The sequence below is a fragment of the Brevundimonas staleyi genome (genome assembly GCF_041893865.1).
In the GTDB taxonomy this organism is placed as follows: Bacteria; Pseudomonadota; Alphaproteobacteria; order Caulobacterales; family Caulobacteraceae; genus Brevundimonas; species Brevundimonas staleyi.
This window is the reverse complement of sequence record NZ_CP169082.1, coordinates 2,359,781-2,383,960: the sequence shown is the minus strand read 5'-3', so window position 1 is coordinate 2,383,960 and position 24,180 is coordinate 2,359,781. Positions and strand designations below refer to the sequence as shown.

The 24,180-nt window shown below is 68.2% G+C and carries 24 protein-coding genes; 8 read left to right on the top strand and 16 right to left on the bottom strand.

Going from position 1 to position 24,180, the window contains the following annotated elements; translation table 11 throughout:
- The first annotated feature begins 52 nt into the window (after positions 1 to 52).
- From panB to der, 4 genes are all read left to right on the top strand, one after another.
- Complete coding sequence (panB, locus tag ACETK8_RS12105; protein WP_374036179.1) at positions 53 to 889, top strand: 3-methyl-2-oxobutanoate hydroxymethyltransferase; 837 nt, start codon at positions 53 to 55, stop codon at positions 887 to 889.
- An 84-nt stretch (positions 890 to 973) separates the two neighbouring features.
- Entirely contained in the window at positions 974 to 1,744 is a 771-nt protein-coding gene (locus tag ACETK8_RS12100; RefSeq protein WP_374036178.1) for a tetratricopeptide repeat protein, read from the top strand.
- Positions 1,745 to 1,773: 29 nt separating this feature from the next.
- Positions 1,774 to 3,225, top strand: coding sequence for a PQQ-like beta-propeller repeat protein (locus tag ACETK8_RS12095; protein WP_374036177.1), 1,452 nt, complete (start codon positions 1,774 to 1,776; stop codon positions 3,223 to 3,225).
- A 147-nt stretch (positions 3,226 to 3,372) separates the two neighbouring features.
- Positions 3,373 to 4,983 carry a ribosome biogenesis GTPase Der gene (gene der, locus ACETK8_RS12090; protein WP_374036176.1) on the top strand — a complete coding sequence of 537 codons (1,611 nt, stop codon included), beginning with the start codon at positions 3,373 to 3,375 and terminating at the stop codon, positions 4,981 to 4,983.
- Between the two features lie 37 nt (positions 4,984 to 5,020).
- Here the strand turns inward: der and ACETK8_RS12085 are convergent.
- The 3 genes from ACETK8_RS12085 to ACETK8_RS12075 all read right to left on the bottom strand — a co-directional run bounded on the left by ACETK8_RS12085 (position 5,021) and on the right by ACETK8_RS12075 (position 7,400).
- Positions 5,021 to 5,775 (bottom strand): IS5 family transposase gene (locus ACETK8_RS12085; RefSeq protein WP_374036175.1). Its coding sequence is split into 2 segments (ribosomal slippage): positions 5,021 to 5,433 and positions 5,433 to 5,775, totalling 756 coding nucleotides; the frame shifts between segments, so codons are not numbered across the junction.
- A gap of 72 nt (positions 5,776 to 5,847) precedes the next feature.
- Positions 5,848 to 6,594 (bottom strand): ABC transporter ATP-binding protein, encoded by a 747-nt coding sequence (locus ACETK8_RS12080; RefSeq protein ID WP_374036174.1) that lies wholly within the window; start codon positions 6,592 to 6,594, stop codon positions 5,848 to 5,850.
- A 41-nt stretch (positions 6,595 to 6,635) separates the two neighbouring features.
- On the bottom strand, positions 6,636 to 7,400 hold the full coding sequence (locus ACETK8_RS12075; RefSeq protein ID WP_374036173.1) for an SDR family NAD(P)-dependent oxidoreductase: 765 nt from the start codon (positions 7,398 to 7,400) through the stop codon (positions 6,636 to 6,638).
- Positions 7,401 to 7,445: 45 nt separating this feature from the next.
- Here ACETK8_RS12075 and ACETK8_RS12070 point away from each other — a divergent pair, with 45 nt between their 5' ends.
- Both ACETK8_RS12070 and ACETK8_RS12065 read left to right on the top strand, forming a co-directional pair.
- On the top strand, positions 7,446 to 7,703 hold the full coding sequence (locus tag ACETK8_RS12070) for a CopG family ribbon-helix-helix protein (protein ID WP_374036172.1): 258 nt from the start codon (positions 7,446 to 7,448) through the stop codon (positions 7,701 to 7,703).
- Complete coding sequence (locus ACETK8_RS12065) at positions 7,700 to 8,014, top strand: type II toxin-antitoxin system RelE/ParE family toxin (RefSeq protein ID WP_374036171.1); 315 nt, start codon at positions 7,700 to 7,702, stop codon at positions 8,012 to 8,014. Before ACETK8_RS12070 ends, ACETK8_RS12065 begins: the two co-directional genes overlap by 4 nt.
- On the opposite strand, the gene ACETK8_RS12060 is transcribed toward ACETK8_RS12065, so the two are convergent.
- The 5 genes from ACETK8_RS12060 to alr form a co-directional block, all read right to left on the bottom strand.
- Positions 8,008 to 8,358: a VOC family protein gene (locus ACETK8_RS12060; RefSeq protein WP_374036170.1), complete on the bottom strand. Its 351-nt coding sequence runs from the start codon at positions 8,356 to 8,358 to the stop codon at positions 8,008 to 8,010. The genes ACETK8_RS12065 and ACETK8_RS12060 overlap by 7 nt on opposite strands.
- 29 nt (positions 8,359 to 8,387) lie before the next feature.
- Complete coding sequence (gene purF, locus ACETK8_RS12055; RefSeq protein ID WP_374036169.1) at positions 8,388 to 9,902, bottom strand: amidophosphoribosyltransferase; 1,515 nt, start codon at positions 9,900 to 9,902, stop codon at positions 8,388 to 8,390.
- 26 nt (positions 9,903 to 9,928) lie between these two features.
- Positions 9,929 to 10,528, bottom strand: coding sequence for a CvpA family protein (locus ACETK8_RS12050; protein ID WP_374036168.1), 600 nt, complete (start codon positions 10,526 to 10,528; stop codon positions 9,929 to 9,931).
- 157 nt (positions 10,529 to 10,685) lie between these two features.
- Positions 10,686 to 12,053, bottom strand: coding sequence for a DNA repair protein RadA (radA, locus tag ACETK8_RS12045; protein WP_374036167.1), 1,368 nt, complete (start codon positions 12,051 to 12,053; stop codon positions 10,686 to 10,688).
- A 314-nt stretch (positions 12,054 to 12,367) separates the two neighbouring features.
- Positions 12,368 to 13,405 (bottom strand): alanine racemase, encoded by a 1,038-nt coding sequence (gene alr, locus ACETK8_RS12040; protein WP_374036166.1) that lies wholly within the window; start codon positions 13,403 to 13,405, stop codon positions 12,368 to 12,370.
- A gap of 130 nt (positions 13,406 to 13,535) precedes the next feature.
- Between alr and gltX the strand changes: the two genes are divergently transcribed.
- The gene (gene gltX, locus ACETK8_RS12035) at positions 13,536 to 14,885 is read left to right on the top strand and encodes a glutamate--tRNA ligase (protein ID WP_374036165.1); all 1,350 of its coding nucleotides are present in this window, start codon (positions 13,536 to 13,538) and stop codon (positions 14,883 to 14,885) included.
- Between the two features lie 62 nt (positions 14,886 to 14,947).
- On the opposite strand, the gene ACETK8_RS12030 is transcribed toward gltX, so the two are convergent.
- Together ACETK8_RS12030 and ACETK8_RS12025 are read right to left on the bottom strand one after the other, a co-directional pair.
- Positions 14,948 to 15,247 carry a CC_3452 family protein gene (locus ACETK8_RS12030; RefSeq protein WP_374036164.1) on the bottom strand — a complete coding sequence of 100 codons (300 nt, stop codon included), beginning with the start codon at positions 15,245 to 15,247 and terminating at the stop codon, positions 14,948 to 14,950.
- 131 nt (positions 15,248 to 15,378) lie between these two features.
- Positions 15,379 to 15,984: a TIGR00730 family Rossman fold protein gene (locus tag ACETK8_RS12025; RefSeq protein ID WP_374036163.1), complete on the bottom strand. Its 606-nt coding sequence runs from the start codon at positions 15,982 to 15,984 to the stop codon at positions 15,379 to 15,381.
- 87 nt (positions 15,985 to 16,071) lie between these two features.
- Between ACETK8_RS12025 and ACETK8_RS12020 the strand changes: the two genes are divergently transcribed.
- Complete coding sequence (locus ACETK8_RS12020) at positions 16,072 to 16,809, top strand: hypothetical protein (protein ID WP_374036162.1); 738 nt, start codon at positions 16,072 to 16,074, stop codon at positions 16,807 to 16,809.
- A gap of 95 nt (positions 16,810 to 16,904) precedes the next feature.
- Here the strand turns inward: ACETK8_RS12020 and ACETK8_RS12015 are convergent, their stop codons facing one another.
- The 6 genes from ACETK8_RS12015 to ACETK8_RS11990 form a co-directional block, all read right to left on the bottom strand.
- Complete coding sequence (locus tag ACETK8_RS12015; protein WP_374036161.1) at positions 16,905 to 18,104, bottom strand: winged helix-turn-helix domain-containing protein; 1,200 nt, start codon at positions 18,102 to 18,104, stop codon at positions 16,905 to 16,907.
- A 38-nt stretch (positions 18,105 to 18,142) separates the two neighbouring features.
- Positions 18,143 to 19,456 (bottom strand): Hsp70 family protein, encoded by a 1,314-nt coding sequence (locus tag ACETK8_RS12010; RefSeq protein WP_374036160.1) that lies wholly within the window; start codon positions 19,454 to 19,456, stop codon positions 18,143 to 18,145.
- Positions 19,457 to 19,905: 449 nt separating this feature from the next.
- Positions 19,906 to 20,199 (bottom strand): hypothetical protein, encoded by a 294-nt coding sequence (locus ACETK8_RS12005; RefSeq protein ID WP_374036159.1) that lies wholly within the window; start codon positions 20,197 to 20,199, stop codon positions 19,906 to 19,908.
- Positions 20,199 to 22,775 carry a cbb3-type cytochrome c oxidase subunit I gene (locus tag ACETK8_RS12000; RefSeq protein WP_374036158.1) on the bottom strand — a complete coding sequence of 859 codons (2,577 nt, stop codon included), beginning with the start codon at positions 22,773 to 22,775 and terminating at the stop codon, positions 20,199 to 20,201. The genes ACETK8_RS12005 and ACETK8_RS12000 overlap by 1 nt, the downstream gene beginning before the upstream one ends.
- Positions 22,772 to 23,719 carry a cytochrome c oxidase subunit II gene (coxB, locus tag ACETK8_RS11995; RefSeq protein ID WP_374036157.1) on the bottom strand — a complete coding sequence of 316 codons (948 nt, stop codon included), beginning with the start codon at positions 23,717 to 23,719 and terminating at the stop codon, positions 22,772 to 22,774. Before coxB ends, ACETK8_RS12000 begins: the two co-directional genes overlap by 4 nt.
- Positions 23,716 to 24,075, bottom strand: a complete 360-nt coding sequence (locus tag ACETK8_RS11990; protein WP_374036156.1) for a c-type cytochrome — start codon at positions 24,073 to 24,075, stop codon at positions 23,716 to 23,718. The genes coxB and ACETK8_RS11990 overlap by 4 nt, the downstream gene beginning before the upstream one ends.
- Positions 24,076 to 24,180 lie beyond the last annotated feature (105 nt).

Genomic DNA, 24,180 nt, shown 5'->3' with positions numbered 1-24,180 from the left:
CGACGGGAGGGATGAGGACGCCTATCTCTCCGCCCCCACAAGCGGAGTCGTCATGTCGAGCCAGAAGCAGGAAGCCGTGAAGCGAATCACGGTGCCGGAGATCACCGCCCGGAAAGGCGGCGAGCCGATCGTGGTCCTGACCGCCTATGACGCCCCGACGGCAGAGATCATGGACGCCCATTGCGACGTGCTGCTGGTCGGCGACAGCCTGGGGATGGCGGTGCATGGCCTGCCGTCCACGGTCGGGGTGACGCTGGAGATGATGATCCTGCACGGCCAGGCGGTGATGCGGGGCGCCAAACGGGCCCTGGTGGTCATCGACATGCCCTTCGGCAGCTATGAGGCCGGCAAGGAAGAGGCCTACGCCAACGCCGTGCGGGTGCTGAAGGAGACGGGCGCCCAGGCGGTGAAGGTCGAGAGCGGGCCCGAAGTCCCGGCCACTATCGAGTATCTGGTGAAGCGCGGCGTACCGGTGATGGGACACGTCGGCCTGTTGCCCCAGTCGATCAACATCGACGGCTCGTTCAAGGCCAAGGGCAGGGAGGCGGCCGAGCACGCGCGCATCCTGCAATCGGCCCACGACACGGCCAATGCGGGCGCCTTCGCGGTGGTGATCGAGGGTACGGCCGAGGGGCTGGCCCGCGAAATCACCCAGGCGATTTCCAAGCCGACCATCGGCATCGGGGCATCCGCGGCCTGCGACGGACAGGTGCTGGTGTCGTCCGACATGTTCGGCGTGTTCGACTGGACCCCGAAATTCGTGCGGAAATACGCCGATCTGCGCGGCGAGATGGGCCGGGCCGTCCAGGCCTATGCGGAGGATGTGAAAGCCCGCCGTTTTCCTGCCGAAGTCGAAACCTACTTCTCCAAAAAGCCAGCGACGCAGTAGCGCTTCCGTTGCGGGGGCGCGGACGAACCTCTAGGGTCCGCGCCGATTGGCTTTTCAGCGTTTTTTCTTGGGGCGGCGCCGCTAGTGACTGATGTCTTCGAACAGGTCGAGGAGGAGATCCGCTCCGAACGACTGAAGCGCCTCGCGCGCAACTGGCTGCCCATCGCGGGCGGCATCCTGCTGGTCGCGCTGATCGCAGCGCTGGGCTGGTGGGGCTGGCAGAGCTTCGAGACCAGCCGCGCCCACGCCGGCTCGGTCGCCTATCAGCGCGGCCTGGAGGCCCTGCAGAGCGGCAACACGGCCGGGGCGGAGACCGCCTTCACCGAAGCCGCCGAGAAGGGCAACGGCGCCTACAAGTCCATGGCCCTGCAAGAGCGCGCCGGCATCGCCCTGACCGCCAACCGCATTCCGGACGCCATCCGCCTGCTGGACGAGGCCGCCAAGGCCGACGGCGATCCGCTGCTGCGCGACACCGCCGTCTACAAGTCGGCGCTGCTGATGATGGACAACGGCGCGACGCTGGAAGACCTGGAAGCCAAGCTGGAGCCCCTGACCAAGGAAGGCCGCCCGCTGGTGCCCTTCGCCCAGGAAGCGCTCGGCATGGCCCGCCTGCAGTTCAACAAGCCCGCCGAGGCCCGCGAGGTCCTGGTGCTGCTGACCCTGGGGCAGGACGTGCCTGATTCGATCCGCCAGCGCGCCCAGGCCGCCATCAGCATGATCGACGCCGGCGTCGCCGCGGGCCTGCCGGCCATCGTGGCCGCCCAGTCGGTGAACCCGCCGGCCGCCCCGGCCGGTCCGTCCCCCGAGCAACTCGCCCAGGCCGCTCAGGCCCAGGCCGGCGCGGCCCAACAGTGAAAACCCGCCTGATGACGACCGGAGCTCGGATGACGACCGTGACGCGCGTGCTGAAGACCGCCATCGTCCTGGGGCTGGCCGCCTCGCTGGCGTCCTGCGCCTCGGCCCGGCGAATCCTGCCGTTCGGCCTGGGTGAGGACAACGCCCCCCAGGCCAGGGCCAGCGACGGGCAGCGGATCTCGATCCTGTCCTTCGAGCAGCAGCTGTCGCCCTCGGCCGGTCTGGTGGGCCGCGACTTCTTCCTGCCCGGCCCGGTGGCCGCCAACGCCTGGCACGCGCCGGGCGGCAACGCCGAGTCGTCGATCGAGCATGTGATCGCCGCGCCGCAATTCACCATCGGCTGGCGCCGCAAGATCGGCACGGGTTCGGGCCGCGACCGTCAGGTCATGGCCCCGGTCGTCGCCGACGCCGGCAAGATCTTCGTCATGGATGGCGAATCGACCGTCACGGCCGTCGATGCGGCGACCGGCGCGGTCGTCTGGAAGGCCGACGTCAAGCCTTCGGGGCGTGAAGCCGTCGGCGGCGTCTCGGCCTTCGGCCTGCCCGTGCCCTTCGTCAGCCAGGGCGGCGGCGCGCTGAGCGGCGGTTTCGGCGGCGGCGTGGCCGTCGGCGGCGGCAAGGTCTTCGTGTCCTCCGGCTATCGCACCATGACGGCGCTGGACGCCAATACGGGCGCGGTCGTCTGGACCCAGCCGGTCGACGTGCCGATCCACGGCGCCCCGACGGTGGCGGGCAACCGCGTCTTCGTCATCGACGTCGATAACCAGATCATCGCCTTCAACACCACGACGGGTCTGCAGGACTGGTCGTATCGCGGCATCGTCGAGCCGGCCCGCGTCATGCGCGCCTCCAGCCCCTCGGTCAGCGGCGACACGGTCATCGCGCCCTTCTCGTCCGGTGAAGTGGTCGCCCTGCGCGCCACCAATGGCCAGCCGGTCTGGAACCAGGTCCTGTCGCGCACCAGCCGCACCAGCGCCCTGTCGGAGATCCGCGACATCGCCGGTCGTCCGGTCATCTCGCGCGGCTTCGTCTACGCCATCAGCCACTCCGGCGTGATGCAGGCCATGGACATCCGTACCGGCCAGCCGAAATGGTCCCTGCCGGTCGCGGGCGTGAACGCGCCCCTGCCGGCCGGCGACGTGGTCTATGTCGTGTCCAAGGCGGGCGAACTGACCCTGGTCAACCGCGACTCCGGCGCCGTCTACTGGACCCGCAACCTGAACGAAGGTCGCGTGCGTCAGGAGGGCGGCTTCTTGGGCTTCTGGGATCGCACCGTGCGCCCGGAATGGTCGGGCCCGATCCTGGCGTCCAACCGCCTGGTGCTGGTCAACTCGGACGGCGAGGCCGTGGCCTTCGATCCGAAGACCGGCGCCCAGACCGCCACCCTGCGCCTCGGCGCGCCCGCCTACATCGCCCCGGCCGCCTACAACGGCGCGCTGTACGTCCTGACCGACGCCGGCGAACTGATCAGCATTCGCTGACGGACTGAAATAAACCGCTCATCCCCGCGAAAGCGGGGACCCAGTGCTTAAATGAAGCGCTGCGTCTAGGATGACCGTTACAACGCTACGGCGATAATCATCATCCAAAGGACTGGGTCCCCGCTTTCGCGGGGATGAGCGGAAAAAATGGCATTGAAGGTCGCCATCGTCGGCCGCCCCAACGTGGGCAAGTCGACCCTGTTCAACAGGCTGGTCGGAAAGCGCCTTGCGCTCGTCGACGATCGCCCGGGCGTGACCCGCGACCGTCGCTATGCCGACGGCAATATCGGCGACATGGACCTGACGCTGATCGACACGGCCGGGTACGAGGACGTCACCGACGACAGTCTGGAAAGCCGCATGCGCGAGCAGACCGAGGCGGGGATCGAGGACGCCGACGTCATCCTGTTCATGATGGATGCGCGCGAGGGCGTGACCTCGCTGGACGAAATCTTCGCCGAGCGTCTGCGGAAGCAGGAAAAGCCGGTCATCCTCTTGGCCAACAAGTCCGAGAGCCGCGAGAGCGGCGGCGGGGTGGGCGAGGCCTATTCGCTGGGCTTCGGCGAGCCGGTGGCCATCTCGGCCGAGCACGGCGAGGGGATGGCGGACCTTTACGCCGCCCTGGTGACGGCCTCGGCCGACATCTTCATCGAAGAGATCGACGAGCCCGACAAGCCGATCCGCATCGCCATCATAGGCCGCCCGAACGCCGGCAAGTCGACCCTGATCAACCGGTTGATCGGCGAGGATCGCCTGCTGACCGGGCCCGAGGCCGGGATCACGCGCGATTCCATCTCGGTCGACTGGGAATACGAAGGCCAGAACATCCGCCTGGTCGACACGGCCGGGATGCGTCGCAAGGCGCGCGTCCAGGAGAAGCTGGAGAAGCTGTCGGTCGCCGACACCATCCGCGCCATCACCTTCGCCGAGGTGGTGGTCATGGTCATGGACAAGGACAACGCCTTCGACGTGCAGGACCTGCAGCTGGCCGATCTGGTCGAGCGCGAGGGCCGGGCCCTGGTCTATGTCGCGTCCAAGTGGGACCTGGAAGAGAACCCGCAGGCCCGCATGGCCGAGCTGAAGCGGATGGCCGAGGACAAGCTGCCCCAGCTGAAAGGGTCGCCCTTCGTCGCCCTGTCGGCGCACTCGGGTCGGGGCGTCGAACGTCTGATGCCCGCCGTTCTGAAGGCGCACGAGACCTGGTCGGTGAAGGTCAAGACCAAAGACCTGAACGACTGGCTGTCGATGGCGACCCAGAGGCACCCGCCGCCTGCCGTCGACGGCAAGCGGATCAAGACCAAATACATGGCCCAGACCAAGGCCCGTCCCCCGACCTTCGTGCTGTTCGCCAGCCGGGGCGGACAGTTGCCGGACCACTATATCCGCTATCTGACTAACTCGATCCGCGAGAGCTTCGACCTGCCGGGCACGCCGATCCGGCTGACCGTCAAGGGCGGGTCGGAGAACCCCTATGCGGCGGGCGGCGCCAAGTCGGGGCCGGAACGCTACAAGGGCGACGCCAAGACCGCGCCCCGCAAGGTGCGCAAGAAGGAAGAGGAAGAGTCCCATCTGCCCGGCAAGGCGCTGGAGCAGAAGAAGACCCGCGTCGCCAAGCCGCGCGTGATTTCCGGCGTGAAGGCGTCGTCGAAGAAGGCGGGTTCGTCCGTGGCGGTGCAGAAGGGCGCGCGCGGCGGTGCGCGGCAGGTGTCGCGATCGGGTCGGATCCGCACCGGCCAGAAGCACGCGCCGAAGAAGTAGGGGCCCGTCGTAGAGCCAGGGCGCCTAGGGTCCAGACTCATAACCACCAGACGATGATGGCCGCGAGGGCGACGGCGGCTGCGTATGTGCAGGCGAGCTTGTCGTATCGAGTGGCGACGCGGCGGAAGTCCTTGATACGGCAGAAGGCGCGCTCGACGAGGTTCCTTCGCTTGTAAGGCTCGGGGTCGAAGGGGTGCAGTCGCTTGCGATAAGGCGCGTTGGGGATGACCGGGGTCGTGCCTCGCGCCCGCAGCAGGCGTCTCAGGACGTCGCTGTCGTAGGCCCGGTCGGCGGCGAGGGTCGCTGACGCGGGCGCGGCCTGGATCAGGTCGGCCGCGACCGGTGCGTCGCCGCGCTGGCCGGGCGTGATCATGAAGGCGACGAGCCGCCCCAATCCATCGACCAGGGCGTGCAGCTTGGTGGTCGGCCCGCCGCGCGAGCGACCTATGCCGTTGGCCGAAGCCCCCCCTTTCCGCCCGTCGCCGAGCGGTGAGCCTTGGCCCAGGTCGAGTCCAGCATCAGCTCGGCCGGCGGCCCGCCCGACGCCGCCAACTCTTCGAACGCCCTCATCCAGACGCCCGCCTTGGCCCAACGGACCCAGCGATTGTAGAGCGTCTTGCGAGGGCCGTAGATCGGCGGCGCATCGATCCAGCGCCCGCCGCTGATCAGCACATGAACGATTCCCGAGATCACCCGTCGATCATCGACCCGGGGCACGCCACGAGGCTTGCTCGGCAGAAACGGCCGAAGCCGCTCGAACTGAGCATCCGTCAACCAGAACTCTGAAGCCATGTTCGTCCTCCTGCCTCACAGCAGGGAATCACGCTTCGCCCGATCTGGGAATCCCGCTTATGGGTCTGGACCCTAGCCGAGGCTGAGGGAAGCCCAGCCGTCGCGGTTCGTGACGGCGGCGCGCATGCCGAACAGGTCGGTCAGGCGGTCGTCGGTCAGCAGCGTCTCGCGCGGGCCGTCGGCCGCGATCCGGCCGTCCTTCATCATCACGACGTGGGAGATCTCCGGCAGAATCTCCTCGATGTGGTGGGTGACCAGGATCAGTGTCATGCCGTCGCGGGCGAGGGGGCGCAGACTGTCGAGAAACTGACGGCGGGTCGCCGGATCCAGACCGGCGCAGGGTTCGTCCAGCAGGAGGGCCTCGGGGCTGTTGACCAAGGCACGGGCGATCAGGACGCGGCGGGCTTCGCCCGTGGAGAGGGAGGTCACGGGCTGCGGGGCCAGATGGGTCGCCTGCATCCGCTTCAGAGCGGCCGCCGCCGCCTCTCGCATGGCGTCGGTGACCCTGTGGTGTCGCCACAGGCCGTGGGCGGCGAAGAAGCCCGAGAGGACGGTGTCCATGGCCGTGACTGGAGCGTCGCCGGCGAGGTCGGCCTGAAGCGAGGAGGAGACGATGCCGAGCCGTTGTCTGAGTTCGAAGACGTCCCAGTGTTCCCGGCCGAAGACCCGCACGCCCGTTCCGCCGAGCGGGTGGATCTGTTTGGTCATCAGCTTGACCAGGGTCGACTTGCCCGAGCCGTTGCGGCCCAGGATGACGGTGTGGCGACCGACGGGGACGTGCAGGGTGACGTCGTCCAGAATCGTCCGGTCGCCGCGCACGACCGTGGCGGCGTCGATCTGGAACAGGAGGTCCGGCGGGCTCAGATCAGGGCGTCGGCGGGGAGGCCCGCCTTCCAGTCCTTGAACGACGTCCGCTGGGGCGGAACGACGTCGCCGCGCGCCAGTTCGACGACCAGTGGGCCGATTTCCGAAGGGTGCGGCAGGGTCTCGGGATCCTCGCCCGGGAAGGCCTGGGCGCGCATCTGGGTGCGCATGCGGCCGGGGTCCAGGACGCTGATGCGGACGTTGGTGTTCTCGATCTCGTCGGCCCAGGACAGCATCAGGGCCTCGGCGCCCGCCTTGGTCGCGGCGTAGAGGCCCCAGAAGGCCTTGGGCTCGCGCGCGAGGCTCGACGTCAGGTGGATGACCCGTCCGGCGTCCGAAGCGCGCAGCAGGGGCTCCAGCGAGCGGATCAGCCGGTAGGTTCCGGTGAAGTTGGTCTTCTCGATCTTGGCGAACCCGCGCGGGTCGATGTGGCTGACCGGGGTCAGGCCTTGCGCGCCCAGGGTGGCGGCGGCGTTGACCCAGATGTCCAGCTTGCCGAACCGCTGGAAGATGGCGCCGCCCAGACGGTCGATGCCCCCGCCGTCGATCAGGTCGAAGGGCACCAGCGTCGCATGCTTGCCGGTGGCGGCGTAGATGGCGTCGTCAAGCTCCTCGAGCGCGCCTTGGGTGCGGGAAGCGGCGACGACGTGAGCGCCGGCCTTGGCCAGGGCCAGGGCGGCCTCGTAGCCGATGCCGCGCGAGGCCCCGACGACGAGGGCGACACGGTCTTGAAGGGGGAGGTTTTGAGAAGCGGAGGTCATCGACTATTCTTGCGGCGTGGGACGGTCTTTTAGCGGAGCGGCTACGTGAGTGTAGAAGAAAAGCTGACGATCGCCGTGCCGGACGACGTTCAGGAAGCGTTGGCCTATATCGCCGAACTGTCTGGTCAGACCCCGGCCGCCCTGGCTGAACGAGCCCTGCGTCAATTCGTGGCGCGCGAGGTTCCCATCTTTGAGCAGATCGAGGAGGGGATGGACGACTTCGTCGCCGGGCGAACCGTCAGCCATGAGGAGGTCATGGCACAGGCCAAGGCTCATATCGCACGAGGCGCGAAGGCCGCGTGACGGACCTCCGTTGGTCCGATGCCGCCGCTGCGGAACTGACGGCGGCCTATGACTACATCGCGCAGGACGACCCGAGGGCTGCGCTGAAAGTCTTCAATCGCATCGTCGCGGCCGCCGAACTTGTGGCGCGGCGAAATATCGGCCGTGTCGGGCGTCGCCTGGGGACCTTCGAAAAGTCGGTGATCGGAGCGCCTTACGTCCTGATCTATGTGCGCGATGAAGAGCAGTCCGAGACCACGATCACCAGTGTGATCCACACCGCGCGTCAATGGCCGCCTGTGCTTGGCGCAGACGATGTCGACCTTCAGTAGCCCTCGGCCGCCTGCCACAGGCTGAAGCTGAAGCCCTGGTCGTCGCAGACGATGCAGGAGAGGCCGGTGGGGCTTTCGGACGGGATGGCCGCCTTGCCGCCGAGCTCGGTGACGCGGGCGCAGGTGGCGACGATGTCCTCGACGCGGAAATAGAGGTTGGTCTCGCTGTTGGCGCGCTCGACCTTGGTGAAGCCGAACGGCGGGTTCGAGCCTGCGACGTGGGCGTAGGTCGATTTCGAGGCGTCGGCGTCGAAGGTCCAGCCGAACAGGGCGCCGTAGAAGGCCTTGGCCCTGGCGATGTCGACCGTGTCGAGCGTGAAGTAGCCGAGTTGAACCTGGGCCATCGGGCGTCCTGAGCTTGAGCGTGTGAAGCTTAAGCGCTGACGAGCAGGGAAAGTTGCCGGGAGACCGCGTCGCGGCCGCCTTCCTCGATCTCGCGGTCCACCAGACGGGTCGGATAGTCGCCGGTGAAATAGTGGTCCGTGAACTGGGGCATGGCGTCGTTGCGGCCCGTCTCGCCCATGGCCTTATAGAGACCGTCGACGGACAGGAAGCCGAGCGAGTCGACCTCCAGATACTGGCGCATCTCTTCCAGGGTCTTGTTGGCGGCGATCAGTTGGTCCCGTTCCGGCATGTCGATGCCGTAGAAGTCGGGATAGAGGATCGGCGGGGAGGCCGAACGCAGGTGGACCTCGGTGGCGCCCGCTGCGCGGACGGCGCGGACCAGTTTCACCGAGGTGGTGCCGCGCACGATGGAGTCGTCGATCAGGACGACGCGCTTGCCCTCGATCACCGACCGGTTGGGGCTGTGCTTCATGGCCACGCCCTTCTGGCGGGCGCCCTGGCTGGGCTGGATGAAGGTGCGGCCCAGATAGTGGCTGCGGATGATGCCCATTTCGTAGGGGATGCCGCTTTGCTCGGCATAGCCCAGCGCCGCCGGGACGCCCGAATCGGGCACGGGCACGACGACATCGGCCTCGACCGCGTGTTCGAGCGCCAGGCCGTGGCCCATGCGCTTGCGGACGCCATAGACGGAACGGCCGTTCACGACGCTGTCGGGGCGCGAGAAGTAGACGTATTCGAACAGGCAGGGACGGGCCGCGCGCGTCTGGAACGGCTTGATGGAGCGAAGGCCCTCGTGGTCGATGACGATGACCTCGCCATGCTCGACGTCGCGAACGAAGGTCGCGCCGATGGTGTCGAGCGCGCAGGTCTCCGACGCCAGGACCCAGGCGTCGCCGATCTGGCCGAGGACCAGCGGGCGGATGCCCAGCGGGTCGCGGGCGCCGATCATCTTGGTGCGGGTCTGGGCGACCAAGGCGTAGCCGCCCTCGATGCGGGCCAGGGCGTCGATGAAGCGGTCGACGATCTTGGCCTTACGGCTGCGGGCGATCAGGTGGAGGATGACCTCGGAGTCCGAGGTGGACTGGAAGATCGAGCCCTCGCCGACCAGCTGGTTCCGCAGGTAGTGGAAGTTGGTCAGGTTGCCGTTGTGGGCGATGGCGATGCCGCCCTGGTCCAGGTCTGCGAACATCGGCTGGATGTTGCGCAGGAAGCTGCCGCCGGCGGTGGAATAGCGGGTGTGGCCCACGGCCGCCGGGCCCGGCATGCGTTTGGCGAGGTCGGTGCCGCCGAAGGCCTCGCCTACATGGCCCATGTGGCGCTCGGTGTGGAAGCGCTCGGCGTTGACCGAGGCGATGCCGCAGGCTTCCTGACCGCGATGCTGCAGGGCGTGGAGGCCCAGGGCGACGATGCCCGAGGCCTCGTCCTTCTCCGCGCCCCAGACGCCGCAGACGCCGCATTCCAGGCGCGGACGGTCGTCGTCCGCGTCGCGGAAATGCTCCCGGTGGACGACCGGGGGCTGGATGTCGTGGGGCAGACTGCGCATCGTGGGGGCTCCGATGACAGGCGAAACTATTGGGGTGCGGCGGACGGGCGCGAGTTAGGGCCGGTTTGGGGCGAGGGCAAGGCTTGATCGTTCGAAAAGCCTCTGCGGACGGACGAATCGACCACGGGGCTGATCGCGTCGGCGCCCCGACCGATGCCGGGCAGGATGATCTGGATGGCGCGGGCGGCCCCGGCGCTGAGCGGACGCAGGGTCGCCTCGGAGAGCCAGCGCGGCGTCTTCTCGCCCGGCATGGCGGCGACGATGACCAGATGGATGGCGCCCAGAAGGACCAGCGACCGGCCCGCCCCGACGAGAATGCCGATGAAACGGTCCACGCCGCCGAGCGTCGGATGGGCCTGGGCCCGCTTGGACAGGATCGAGCCGAAGATGCGGATGCCGAAATAGATCAGGAGGAAGCTGACGATCGCCGCGAAGATCGAACCGGCCCAGTCCGGGTCGATCAGCATCCGGCCCAGAGGTGCGGTCAGGGGCAGAGCGACCAGGGCGATGAAGGCCGCCAGGATGAAGCTGAGAAGGGTGATGATCTCGCGCGTGCCCCCGCGCACCCAGCCGGCGGCGGCCGAGGCGAGGATCACGATAATCGCGAAGGCGTCGAAGCCGGTCACGATGTCTCCTCCCCATCGCAGATGGGGAGGGGGACCGCGAAGCGGTGGAGGGGCTCTTGGGATCCCACGGACGGCAGTCGTTTCAAGAAAGAACCCCTCCGTCTCTTCGCTTCGCTACGAGCCACCTCCCCATCTGCGATGGGGAGGAGACACATACTCAATACCTGTTCTGTGAGATTCGTTCGACGGCTTCGGTCAATCGGCTGATGCCTGTGATCGCCACGCCACCGCCCTTGACCGTGAGGGGCGGGGACAGGGCCTGGTCGAAGCCGAGTTTCTGGGCCTCGCGCAGGCGGGCCTCGGCGCGGCCGACAGCGCGGATCTCTCCGGACAGGCTGATTTCGCCGAAGACGATGCAGCCCTGGGGCAGGGGGGTGTCGGTGACCGAGGAGATCAGGGCGGCGGCGGCGGCGAGGTCGGCGGCGGGCTCGTTGATGCGCAGGCCCCCGGCGACGTTCAGATAGACGTCCTGCTGGCCGAAGCCGACGCCGCAGCGGGCTTCCAGCACCGCCATGACCATGGCGAGACGGCTGGTGTCCCAGCCGATGACGGCGCGACGGGGCGTGCCATAGGCGGAAGGGGCGACGAGGGCCTGCATCTCGACCAGAACGGGGCGGGAGCCCTCGATGCCGGCGAAGACGGCGGCGCCGGGCGCGCGGTCCTTGCCCTCGCCGAGGAAGAGGGCCGAGGGGTTGGAGACTTCGCGGAGGCCCGAGTCCCCCATTTCGAAGACGCCGATCTCGTCGGTGGCGCCGAAACGGTTCTTGCCGGCGCGCAGGATGCGGAAGGGATAGCCGCGCTCGCCCTCGAAGCTCAGGACCGCATCGACCATGTGTTCGACCACGCGGGGCCCGGCGACCTGGCCGTCCTTGGTGACGTGGCCGACCAGGACGACGGCCGGGCCGCCGGACTTTGCGAGGCGGACCAGTTCGCCGGCGCAGGCGCGGACCTGGGTGACCGAGCCGGGGCCCGCGTCATGGGCGTCGGACCACAGGGTCTGGACCGAATCGACGATCACGATGTCGAACTTTTCGCGCTTCAGGGTGCCGATGATGTCGCGCAGCGCCGTGGCGGAGGCGAGGTTCACCGGGGCCTCGGCCAGACCCATCCGCTTGGCGCGGGAGCGGATCTGTTCGATGGCCTCCTCGCCCGAGATGTAGGCGACGCGGACGCCCTTCAGGGCCGCGCGACCGGCGACGTCGAGCAGAAGCGTCGACTTGCCGACGCCGGGGTCGCCAGAGAGCAGGATGGCCGAGCCCGGCACGACGCCGCCGCCGCAGACGCGGTCGAACTCGGTGACGCCGGTGATGATGCGCGGCGGTTCGGGGGTGTCGGACAGCAGGGATTCGAACTGCAGGCCCCGCGCCTTGGCGGTGGCGGCGGGCTTCAGGGCGCCGGGGGGCGAAGCGGATCGGCCTTCCTCGACGATGGTGTTCCACTGGCCGCAGGCGGAGCATTGCCCCGACCACTTGCCGTGAACCGCCCCGCAGGACTGACAGACGTAGATTGCAGAGTCTCTGGCCATGAGACCGGCTTACAGGAGTCGCTGGCGGCGGGGCAGAGGCCGCTGGCGGGGGTGCGACCGCTTCCGACGTAGGAGGCCAGGTTCAATCGACATCCGGACTCCAAAACACCGTCCGAAGCGTCCGAAGAGTCCGAAGCGTTCGGATCGTCCATGGCCTCATGACGCACCCTTACTTGCGAAACGGATCAGTATGGGGGCGTTTGGAGGGGCGTTAAGGAAAAGGGCTCTCAAAAGGTCGGGGTATTGGAATCGTTGGCGAATTCCGGGGATGCTTTGCCAACTCCGCCCCGGCCTGATCCGCGCGCTTCAGCGACCTAGCCGAGATAGGTGCGCTCGAACCGATTGCCGATGGAGGTCAGGAGTTCGTAGCTGATCGTGCCTGCGGCCGTGGCGGCGTCGTCCACGGGGCGGTTGGCGCCGAACAGTTCGACCCGGTCGCCGAGCGAGACGTCCAGGCCCGTCACATCGACGGCGATGACGTCCATCGAGACCCGGCCCAGCAGGGGGCAGAGCTCTCCGGCGATCCAGACCTGACCCTTCGGGCTGGTCGAACGAAAGATTCCGTCGGCATAGCCCGCGCCGACCGTGGCGATGCGGCGGGTCGTGTCGGCGAGGAAGCCGCGCGAGTAGCCGACGGTCTCTCCGGCCGGCAGGTCGCGCAGTTGCAGGATCTCGGCGGACAGGGTGGCGACGGCCTTCAGGCGGGCGTCGGGGCGACCCTCGGGACCGCCGCCATAGAGGCAGATGCCGGGGCGGACGGCGTCGAAGGCGTAGTCGGGGCCGAGGAAGCAGCCGCCGGAGTTGGCGAAGGACTTCAGGGCGTTCGGGTAACGCGCGGAAACGGCGGCGAAGGCGTCGCGCTGGCGGCGGTTCATCGGCTCGGCCGGATCGTCGGCGCAGGCGAGGTGGCTCATGACCAGGTCGAGGCCGTCCAACGGCTCGGGCGCATCCTCCGGGCGGAAGCCGAGGCGGTTCATGCCGGTGTCGATCTGGAGCCCGCAGGCGCCGCCATTCGCCGTCCGCCAGGCCGCGATCTGGTCGGCGTGGTTGAGGATGGGGCGAAGATCGGCGGCCTTCAGCGTCTCGGCCGCGTCGCCGACGCAACCGTCCAGCACATAGATCGTGGGCTCCGGGCCGATGGCTTCGCGCAGGGCGACGCCTTCGTTCACGCGGGCGACGAAGAAGGTGCGGGCGCCCTCGGCCATGAGGCGTTTCGCGACCGGGACGGCGCCGAGGCCATAGGCATTGGCTTTCACCACCGGATGCACGGGGACGCCGGTGAGGGCTTCCAGCGCATGGAAGTTGTGCGAAAGGGCGTTCAGATCGACGGAGAGGGAGGCAGGCGCGGTCATCGTCGCCTTATGCCGCAAGATCCTTGCGAGAAAAGCCGAAAAGCGACCGGAGCGGCGGATCGCGGCCGTCCTTGACTTGGAGCCTTGCGTGACCGACCTACGCGCCTCGCTTTCAAGGTCTGTCCATCCCATGTCCGTCAAGGTCCGTTTCGCCCCGTCGCCCACCGGCAAGCTGCATGTCGGCAACGTCCGCACCGCGCTGGTCAACTGGATGTTCGCCAAGGGACAGGGCGGCTCCTTCGTCCTGCGTATCGACGACACCGACCTGGCCCGCTCGACGCCGGAGTTCGAACAGGGGATCGAGGACGACCTGACCTGGCTGGGGATGCCGTGGGACGAGCGGTACAACCAGTCCAAGCGGTTCGACCGCTATCACGACGCCGCCGAGCGCCTGAAGGCCGCCGGGCGTCTGTATCCGGCGTGGGATACGTCCGAGGAACTGGATCGTCGCCGCAAGGTGCAGCTGTCGCGCGGCATGCCGCCGATCTACGACCGCGCCGCCCTGAGCCTGACGGACGAAGACAAGGCGAAGCTGGAGGCCGAGGGACGCAAGCCGCACTGGCGCTTCAAGCTGGACGGCAAGCGCGTGTCCTGGGAGGACCTGTCGCGCGGTCACTGCGAGGTCGATACGGCCTCGATGTCGGACCCGGTCCTGATCCGCGAGGACGGGCTTTATCTCTACACCCTGCCGTCGGTCGTCGACGACATCAACATGGGCATCACCCACGTCATCCGGGGCGAGGACCACACGACCAATACCGGCGCCCAGATCGAGATCTTCGAGGCTCTGATCGCGGCGGGTCTGGGGTCGGAAGTCCCGACCTTCGCCCACATGCCGCTGCTGGTGGGTGCGGACGGGGCCGCCCTGTCGAAGCGTCTGGGGTCTCTGTCGATCTCGGACATGCGCGAGCAGGGCTATGAGCCCATCGCCATCACCAGCCACCTGGGGCGGATCGGCACCTCGGACGCGCTGGAGGTGGCCGACAGCGTGCTGGCCCTGGGTCAGGGCTTCAGCTTCGACAAGATGGGCCGGTCGCCGGCGCGTTACGACACCGACGATCTGGACCGTCTGAACGCCCAGGCCCTGCATGGCATGAGCTATGCGGCGGCCAAGGCGCGTCTGGCGGCGCTGGACTGCGATCTGGGCGAGACGGTCTGGGACGCGGTGAAGGGCAATCTGACCAAGTTCGACGGCGTCGTGGACCTGGCCAGGATCGTGCGCGGCCCGGTGACGCCGGTGATCGAGGATCCGGCCTTCGCGGCGGCGGCCCTGGCGGTCCTGCCGGAGACGATCGACGAAGGCGCCTGGTCGGCCTGGACGTCGGCGGTCAAGGAAAGCACGGGCGCCAAGGGCAAGGCCCTGTTCATGCCGCTGCGGCTGATCCTGACCGGGCAGCAGCACGGGCCGGACATGGCGACCATGGCGCCGCTGATCGGGCGGGAGCGGATCGAGAAGCGGCTGAAGGGCGAAATCGCCTAGACGGCAAAGAAAAAGGGGCGGCTCGCGAGAGCCGCCCCTTTTGCATTCCGGTCTGTCGCCGATCAGCCGTTGCAGGCGGCCAGTTCTTCGGCCGTCAGGGCCGTGCCGCGCCACGAGAACTCGGTGACCTGGCCGAAGCGGGCCACGACGCGACGGCAGGCGCGCGGGGCGGGCTGGTTGGCGCCGCCCGAAGCGGTGCAGGTCGCGCCTTCGCAGCGCCAGTTGGCGCCGTCGATGATGGTGGCGCGAGCCGGGGCGCGCGAGGCGTCCGCGAGGACGACGCGGGTCGAAGCCGACGACTGGGCGAAGGCGGGGGCGGCGAGGGCGGCGCAGAGAGCGACGATGGGGAGGACGGCGCGCATGGGGGAGACTCCGATGGTGGGGCGGACCGACACGGTCCAGCGTCAACACCGGCATAGTGCGTTGTTATTCGAAACTGTCAATCGCGTTTTCAAAAAGAACGGACCGCAGGCGCAGACTGAGCGATGATTACTTATCGGTGATCATGTTTCAAGACCGACGAAGCGTCAGCGTGTCGCATCGCGACGATCGCCTCCTCGACCGTGTCGCAGACGACCCAGGCCTGAAGGAAGGAGGCGGGGGTGAAACCGCTCTCCACGCTCTGTCGCATCAGGGCGAAGAAGGTCTCCCAGAAGCCGTTGATGTTGAGGAAGATCACTGGCTTGCCGTGCAGGTCCAGACGCTTCCACGACAGGAGTTCGACCACTTCTTCCAGAGTGCCGATGCCGCCGGGGGCGACGACGAAGGCGTCCGACTGATCGTACATGAGCTGTTTGCGCTCGTGCATCGAGGTGACGACGATGGTCTCGACCTCGTCGAACAGGCGTTCGCGGCTGCGCAGGAAGGCCGGCATGATGCCGACGACCCGACCGCCCGCCTCGTGCGCCGCGCGGGCCGAGGCGCCCATCAGGCCCACGCCGCCGCCGCCGTAGACCAGCCGCCAGCCCTCGCGCGCCGTGGCCGCACCGAAGGCGGAGGCGGCCTGGGTGTAGACGGGATCGGCCGAGTCGGAAGAACCGCAGAACAGGCAGACGGACTGGCCGTCGAAGGGGGCGATAACGGGAGCGGAGGCGGACATGAACCCTCGAGGCGAGACGCAAGATTGGAGACAGGCCGGCCCCGCCGGTCTATCTGGGCGAACAGTCCTACAGACCCGGCGAGCAGGATGAAACGACCGATCGCATCGACCCTGGCCGCCGTGGCCGCGCTTCTCGTCGCGGGCTGTGGAGAACAGGCCGTTCCAGAGACGGAAGCCGCGCCCGAGACGGGCTGGGTCATGTCGCCCGAGATCGACACGGTCGCCTCGAGCGGGGGCGAGCTGATCGTGCGGGGGCATGCCTCGCCGCTCGGCCGGGTGGTGGTCAGCGGGGCGGGCGACCTGGCCTATGCGGTCGGCGCGGATGCCGAGGGCATGTTCGAACTGCGCGTACCGCGTCCGGCCAAGGACACCCTGTTCGTGGTGGAGGCGCGGGTCGGGCAGGAAGGCTTCCCGGCGCCTTATCGGCTGCTGATCGGGTCGGACCCGCAGGCCCCGATCGCCTTGCTGGCCGTCGGCGCGCCGACGCAGCGGCTGGATGGAGGCGTGGGCCTGGACGCGGTGGATACGGACGGGCGAGCCGCCCTGGTCTCCGGCCGGGCGGCGCCGGACAGCGAGGTCGTCATCGAAGGCAGCGCCCAACGGACGGCGAGAGCGGACGATGCCGGGCGTTGGCGGCTGGCCGGATCGGGCGACGGCACGACGCCGATCCGGCTCGGGGGCGTCGCCTATTCCCCCTTGCCGGGCGGGGCGTCGCAGCCGGACACCCTGGAGCGGGCGGGGGCGGGCTGGCGGATCGCCTGGTCGGCGCCCGGCGGCGGTCGGCAGTCGACCTGGTTCCCGGATCGGATGGCAACGAACCGTTAACCAATTCGGCGCACGCATACGGTGTTCTCTTCGAGGACACCCACCATCACCGAACTTTTTCAGCCCGGCGCCCGCGTCGGGCTTTTCTTTTGGCCTCAGCAGGGCAGGGCGTTCGACAGGTCCTCGGCGAGGTCGCCGCGCTCCTTGACCTCGACGCCGCTCAGGCCGAGCCAGCCGGCCATCCGCACCAGTTCGCCCGCCAGCCGCGAGGCGGTCTCCGGCGTCGCGTGAGGCTCGCGCCAGGCCGCCTGTACCAGCAGGACCCCAGCCTGACGGTCGGCCTTCAGATCGACGCGGGCGGTGATGGCCTCGTCCTCCAGGAAGGGCAGGACGTAGTAGCCGTGGGCGCGCTTGTGGGCCGGGGTGTAGATCTCCAGCCGGACGCGCACGTCGAACAGCCGCTCGGTGCGGTCGCGGAACCAGATCAGGTTGTCGAAGGGCGAGAGGAGGGCGGCGCCCTCGATCTTGCGCGGGCGACGGGCGTCCGGGGCGATAAAGGCCGTGTTGCGCCAGCCGGGGACGGTGGCGGGCGTCAGGACGCCGTCCTCGACCAGTTCGGCGATGCGATCCTTGAAGCCTTCGACCGGCAGTCGGAAATAGTCGCGAAGGTCGGCGGCCGTGGCGACGCCCATGGCGTCGGCGGCGATGCGGATCAGGGCGCGCTGGGCCTCCGCCTCGGTCGGCGTCGGGGCGTTGTGGACGGCGGCGGGGATGACGCGCTCGGTCAGGTCGTAGACGCGCTCGAAGCTGCGGCGGGTCTTGGTCGTGATCAGTCCGGCCCAGAACAGCCATTCCAGCGCCCGCTTGCCGTCGGACCACTCCCACCAGCCGGGCTTGACCCGTGGGCCTGAGGCGAAGTCGGCGCCGGTGACCGGGCCGCGCCGTTCGATCTCGGCCAGGACGCCGTCGATATAGTCGCGGCGCTCCCGGCCGAAGCGGTTGATGCCGGTCCAGATGCCGTGACCGTCCCGCGCCCGCTCCATCCGCCAACGCATCAGGGGCTGGGTCTCGATGGGCAGAAGCGACGCCTCGTGGCCCCAGTATTCGAAGAAGGTCGGCTTTTTGCCCCAGGCCTCGGTCTCCAGCATCTCGCGCGGATAGGCGCCCAAGCGGGAGAAGGCGGGCAGATAGTGGGTGCGGCTGACGACGTTGACGCTGTCGATCTGGATGACGCCCAGACGCCGGGCGATGTCTCGGAACTGGCGGGTCCCGGCGGTCGTCGGATGGGGCTTGCCGAAGCCCTGGGCGGCCAGGGCCAGGCGTCGGGCGAGGGCGGGCGAGATCTGTTCGGTCATCCGGGACGACCCTAGCCGCCGGTTCGAGACCTGTCGCCTCAGCGGCGCTCGCTCCAGAGATCGAGGTCCGTTTCCCGCCCGATCAGGGCCAGGCCCGAGGCGATGGATTCGAACTCGCCGCCCGTCTCGATCTTCGATGGATCGAAACGACGGTGGAAGATGTCGCGCACCGCCGGGACAAAGGAGGTGCCGCCGGTCAGGAAGACCCGGTCGATCTGGTCGGCGGAAAGGCCCGATCCGGCGATGGCCTCGTCCACGGCGGCCTCGATGGCGGCGAGGTCGGGCGCGATCCAGTCCTCGAACTGGGCGCGGGTGACGGGCGCTTCGATGCGGATAGACCCTGCGGCGAAGACGAAAGTGGCGGCCTCGTCGCGCGACAGGTCCATCTTCAGGCGGGAGACGGCCTGGTAGAGGGCGTAGCCGTGGTTGTCGTCCAGCACCTCGATCAGGCGATCCAGCTTCTCCGGCTCGTCGGCGGTGCGGGCCAGGGCGCGGATGTCCTTCATGTCTCGGGACGCCCGCAGCAGGGCCAACTGATCCCAACGGGCGAAGGCGGCGTAGTAGCGCTGGGGGATCGGCAGGACCTTGCCCATGTTGCGATACGTCCCGCCCTTGCCCAACTCCGGCGACACCAGCTGGTCGATGATCCGGTAGTCGAAGGCGTCGCCCGCGATGCCGACGCCCGACCGCGCCAGGGGCGTGGAGCGCAGACCGTCCGGCGAAGGCTCGAACCGCACGATGGAGAAGTCGCTGGTGCCGCCGCCGAAGTCGGCGACCAGGACGTTGGCCGGCTCCTTCAGGCTGCGGGCGAAGAAGAAGGCGGCGCCGACCGGCTCGTAGGCATAGCGGATGTCGGTGAAGCCCAGCCGCTGGAACGCCGCCTCGTAGCGTTCGAGGGCCAGGCTCGCGTTCGGCGATCCGCCCGCGAAGGTCACGGGCCGTCCGACGATGACGCGGGGCGGCAGGTGGTCCAGGGCCGATCCGGCATGGTGGCGGACGCGCAGCAGGAAGGCGGCCAGCAGGTCCTCGAACTTGTATCGGCGGTTGTCGATCACCGTCTCGGTGAAAGCGGCCGAGGCGGCGAAGGTCTTGAACGACTGGATGAAGCGGGTTTCCAGCGGATCCTCGACATAGGCCTCGATGGCCCAGGGGCCGGCCTCCACGACGCGTTCCGGGGTGCGGCCGTCCGCGCCCGGATGGAGCTGGAAGCTGAGCGTCGAACGGAAGGTGGCCAGATCGCCAGTCGGCGCGACGAATCGCACGACCGTGGCGTCGCCCTCCGGCCCGGTCAGGGCCACGACCGTGTTGGTGGTGCCGAAATCGATGCCGATCGTCGCGCGGGGCGGAATCATGGAGCGAAGCCTCGGTTGCGGCCGGGACGGCGCTGATCTTTTCGTCGGACGGAACGCCCGATGTCGAAAGGCGCTAGCGCCTCATCGTTTTCGGGCTAAAGCGCCGAGTGGCTCCGCGGGTAGATGATTCGACGGTCTCAGACCAGTCCAGCATTTTTCATTTCCGGGGAGATTCTGCGGTCTTTTGAAGCTGTTATTCGGAGACCCTGTTCACCCGTTTTCGATCTTGTTCACGAAGCCCCAAGCTGCCTGGTGGGTACGGAGGTGGGTATCCAAACCAGAGATCTGATCCCAGGGAGCTTGGTCGGTAGCTGGCGGATAGCCTTTGGCCAGCTGCTGTTTTCCAGCTCGCTCGGCAACGGCGTCCTGCGGAACACCGCGATGGACAAGGTGCTCAGCGCCGGCCTTCGCGAGATCCGCGCGCCCTTCGAACCCGGCGCCCCCGCAGCTCAGCCGGCGATGAAGAGCGGTAGGCTCTGCCACACGACGGCGATCCCGCTGACGGTGCAGCCGCCGAGACCGAGTGCGCGTGGCAGACCTTGCGCGGTTCGTTTCGAACGCGCTTCCACCGCGATCCAGGCGATGGCCGACAGGCAGAGGCCGGTCCCCGCAATACCCAACCAAGCCCACAGCCTGCGAGCGCCGGGGTCGGTGACATCCGCCACGCTGGCGAAGCCGTAGACCAGCAAGAAATGCAAGGTCCAGACGACCAAACCGCCTAGGATGATGGCCCAGTCCCGCATCACCCGAGCCCCGGAAACAGGCGGGTGAGGAGGAGCCCGACGAGGCTCTGGCCTGCCGCGTAGACGACGAACAGGCCGATGATCTCCAGCGTCGTCGGGCGGCTGGATGCGATGCGGCCAAACAACCAGCGCAGCAGGACGTAGAGGCTCATGATCGCGACCACTGCGACGAAGAAACCCTGCCAGGCCAGGAAGTTGTAGACGGTCGCGCCCTGGCCCGAGGTGGTGGGCAGGAGGTCGGTGGCGAGCCAACTGGTGAGGTCCAATCCCCAGGCCGACGCAAGGGCGGCTCCGGCCGCGATCATCAGGAAGGCGGCGATCACAGGGCTGCGTGGGCGATCGAAGGCGAGCGCACGGTTCGAGGTCCAGGCGAGGCCGGCGGCGATCAGGTTCAGAGCGACGGGCGCCACCATCGTGGCCATCTCCGGCGGAGGCGCCCAGGCGGACGGATTGCGGCTCCACAGGAAGACATAGCTAAAACAACTCATGACCAGGACCATGCCGGCGACGATCAGGGTGATGACCGTGGCCCACCAACCGGTGCTGGACGGGCCGCTGCGATACGTCGGGACAGTGATGCCCGCGCCGATGTCGGCGTCGCGCTCGCGGCGGCGCATGCCGGGTCCGCCCGGCGGCAGGTCCATGAACCAGGCCCACTGCATCATGGTCCAGATCATCAGGCCCAGGCTGATGAAGCTCAGCACATAGGCCTGGACGGTCAAAAGGAGGAAGAAGCCGGCGGTGAAGACGGCGGCCCAGATATACCAGCCCGACGGCGTGGGCATCCGCTGCACATACTGGGGCTCGGCGTTCAGGGTGGAGGTGACGATGGTCTCGCGCCCGCCGGTGGCGCTGCCGGGCAGGAACCAGCGGCCCTCGGGGACCTCCTTCATCAACTTGGGCTGATCCCAGACGGGGTACCGCGTGGTGACGACCGGGATGCTGCGGATCGAGTAGAGGTCGTTGGGCAGCCACTCCAGACCGCCGCCCTCGTAGATGTTGCCCGCCTGCTTCTCACCGAAAGGCCGGAAGTTGCGGATCATGTCGATGATCCAGATCAGGACCGCGATCCCGAACAGGAAGGCGCCGACGGTGGAGATCAGATTGGTCAGCTCCCACTGGCGGCCGGGCAGGTAGGTGTAGACCCGCCGCGGCATGCCCATCAGCCCGGTCAGGTGCATGGGCAGGAAGGTGACGTGCATGCCGATGAACATCAGCCAGAAGGTCCACTTGCCCAGCCGCTCGCTCAAGGGGCGGGAGGAGACCATCCCCATCCAGTAGTAGAGGGCGGCGAACAGCGGGAAGACCATGCCGCCGATCAGGACGTAGTGCAGGTGGGCGACGATGAAATAGGTGTCGTGGGCCTGCCAATCGAAGGGGACCATGGCGACCATGACCCCGGTCAACCCGCCCATGACGAAGATGACCAGCGAGCCGAGGATGAAGAGGCCCGGCGTGTTGAACCGCATCTTTCCGGACGCCAGGGTGGCGATCCAGGCGAAGACCTGAATGCCCGCGGGCAGGCTGACGGCCATCGAGGCCGAGGCGAAGAAGCCGATCGACATCTCCGGCATGCCCGTCGCGAACATGTGGTGCGCCCAGACGCCGAAGCTGATGAACCCCGTCGCCAGCATTGCCAGGACCACCAGCCGGTAGCCGACCAGGGGCGTCCTCGCGATGGCCGGGATCATGGTCGACATGGCCCCCGCCGCCGGCAGGAAGATGATGTAGACCTCCGGGTGGCCGAAGAACCAGAACAGGTGCTGCCACAGCATGGGGTCGCCGCCCCGAAGCGGGTCGAAGAACGGCCAGTTGAAGGCCCGTTCCAGCTCCATCAGCGTGGTCGCCAGGATCACCGACGGGAAGGCGATGATGATCATCACCGCGAAGATCAGCATGGCCCAGGCGAAGATCGGCACCTTGTCCAGGGTCATGCCGGGGGCGCGGGTGCGCAGGACGCCGACGATGATCTCGATGGCCCCGGCGATGGCCGAGATCTCGATGAAGCCGATGCCCAGGAGCCAGAAGTCGGCGTTGATGCCCGGCGAATAGGTGGTGTTGGTCAGCGGCGGATACATGAACCAGCCGCCGTTCGGCGCCAGGCCGAAGAAGATCGAGCAGAAGAAGGCCAGGCCCCCGATCAGATAGGCCCAGAAGGCGTAGGCGCTGAGCCTGGGGAAAGGCAGGTCGCGCGAGCCGATCATCTGGGGCAGAAGGAGGACGCCGAGCGCCTCCACCGCGGGCACCGCGAACAGGAACATCATGATGGTCCCGTGCATGGTGAAGAGCTGGTTGTAAGTTTCCTGAGGCAGGAAGCCGTTCAGCGGCAGGGCGAGCTGGGTGCGCAGCAGGAGCGCCAGAACCCCGGCCAGCACGAAGAACAGCATGGCCGCGCCGACGTAGTAGACGCCGACGTAGTTGTTGTTCAGGGCCGTGATCCACTGCCAGCCCCTGGGCGCGCACCAGATGCGTTCGAGTTCTTCGAGTTCGCCCTCGGGCCGGGGTTCGGTCGTGGGGAAGCGGGCGTAGAGGCGGGTGTCGAAGCCGGTTTCCGACGGCGGGGGCGCGTCGGTCATTTCAGGCTTTCGAGATAGGCGGAGACGTCGCGCAATTCCTGGCCCGTCAGGACCGGATAGGCGGGCATGCGGTTGCCGGGCTTGATGGCCTGGCTGTCGGAAATCCAGCCGGCCATCGTCCCCTGATTGTTCGGCAGGATGCCGGCGCCGAGCGTGCGGCGCGATCCGACGTGGGTCAGGTCCGGCCCGGCCATGCCGTTGAAGGTCGTGCCCCGGACTGTGTGGCATGCGCCGCAGCCGGCGCGGTCGAACACGGCGGCGCCGGAGGGGAGGGCGGTCGGAGCGGCGGGCTGGGCGGCCCGCGCGCGCCAGGCCTCGAACTCGGCGGGCTCATGGGCGACGACGACCAGACCCATGAGCGCATGCGGGCCGCCACAGTATTCGGCGCACTGGCCGCCGAAGGCCCCGGCCTCGTCGGCTTGGAGGCGGAGATAGTTCCGGCGACCGGGGATCATGTCCATCTTGCCGCCCAGACGCGGGACCCAGAAGGAGTGGATGACGTCGGCGCTGTCGAGTTCGAACACCACAGGACGGCCGACCGGGATGTGGACCTCGTTCGCGTCCTGCAGGACCTCATTGCCTTGGTCGTCCAGATAGGCGACGCGCCACCACCACATCTCGCCAGTGACGCGGATGCGCATCTCTCCGGGTTGCGGCGCGGCGCTGAGCTGGCGGGTGGTGGTCAGGCCGTAGATCAGGAGACCGGTCAGGACGACGGCCGGGAAGGCGAAGCCGGCAACCAGGATCATCCGTTCCCCGCCCAGGGTCTTGCGCCATTTGCGTGGACCGAACAGGGCCAGCCACAGGGAGACTAGCACGACCAGGGTCACCACCACGACCATGGCGATCAGCACCCAGGACAGGGTGTTCAGCGGCCCGGCCATGGGTCCGGCCGGGTCCAGCGCCGGCGGGGGCCAGCCCTCCTGTCCACGGGCGGCGGTCATCGCAGCGTATAGAGATAGGCCGCGACGTCGCGGGCTTCTGCGTCGGTGATCGGCATGGGCGGCATTCCGGTCTCGGGCGACAGGGACGGCGCGTCGCGCAGCCACTGGACCAGGGTGTCGGGTTGATTGGGCAGGCGACCCGCGATCAGCGACCGCTCGGCGAACCCGTCCAGCGATCCGCCGACCGAGCCTTGGGGCCAGGCGACGCCAGGGATCTGATGGCAGGCGGCGCAGCCGACCCGTTCCAGGACAGCCAGACCGCGCGTGGCGTCGGCGCCCTCGATCACCCGGGGCGCGCTAGTCTTGTCGGCGCAGGCGCAGAGCGACATCAGGGCCACGGCGAGAGCCGTCCTCATGCGGACGCGACGATGGTTGCGGATGGTCTCATGGCAGGCCCCTTCGGCGAGGGAATACGCGGCTGTGGCTACGGTTCCGGGGAACCTTGGCGATATCGCTCCGTT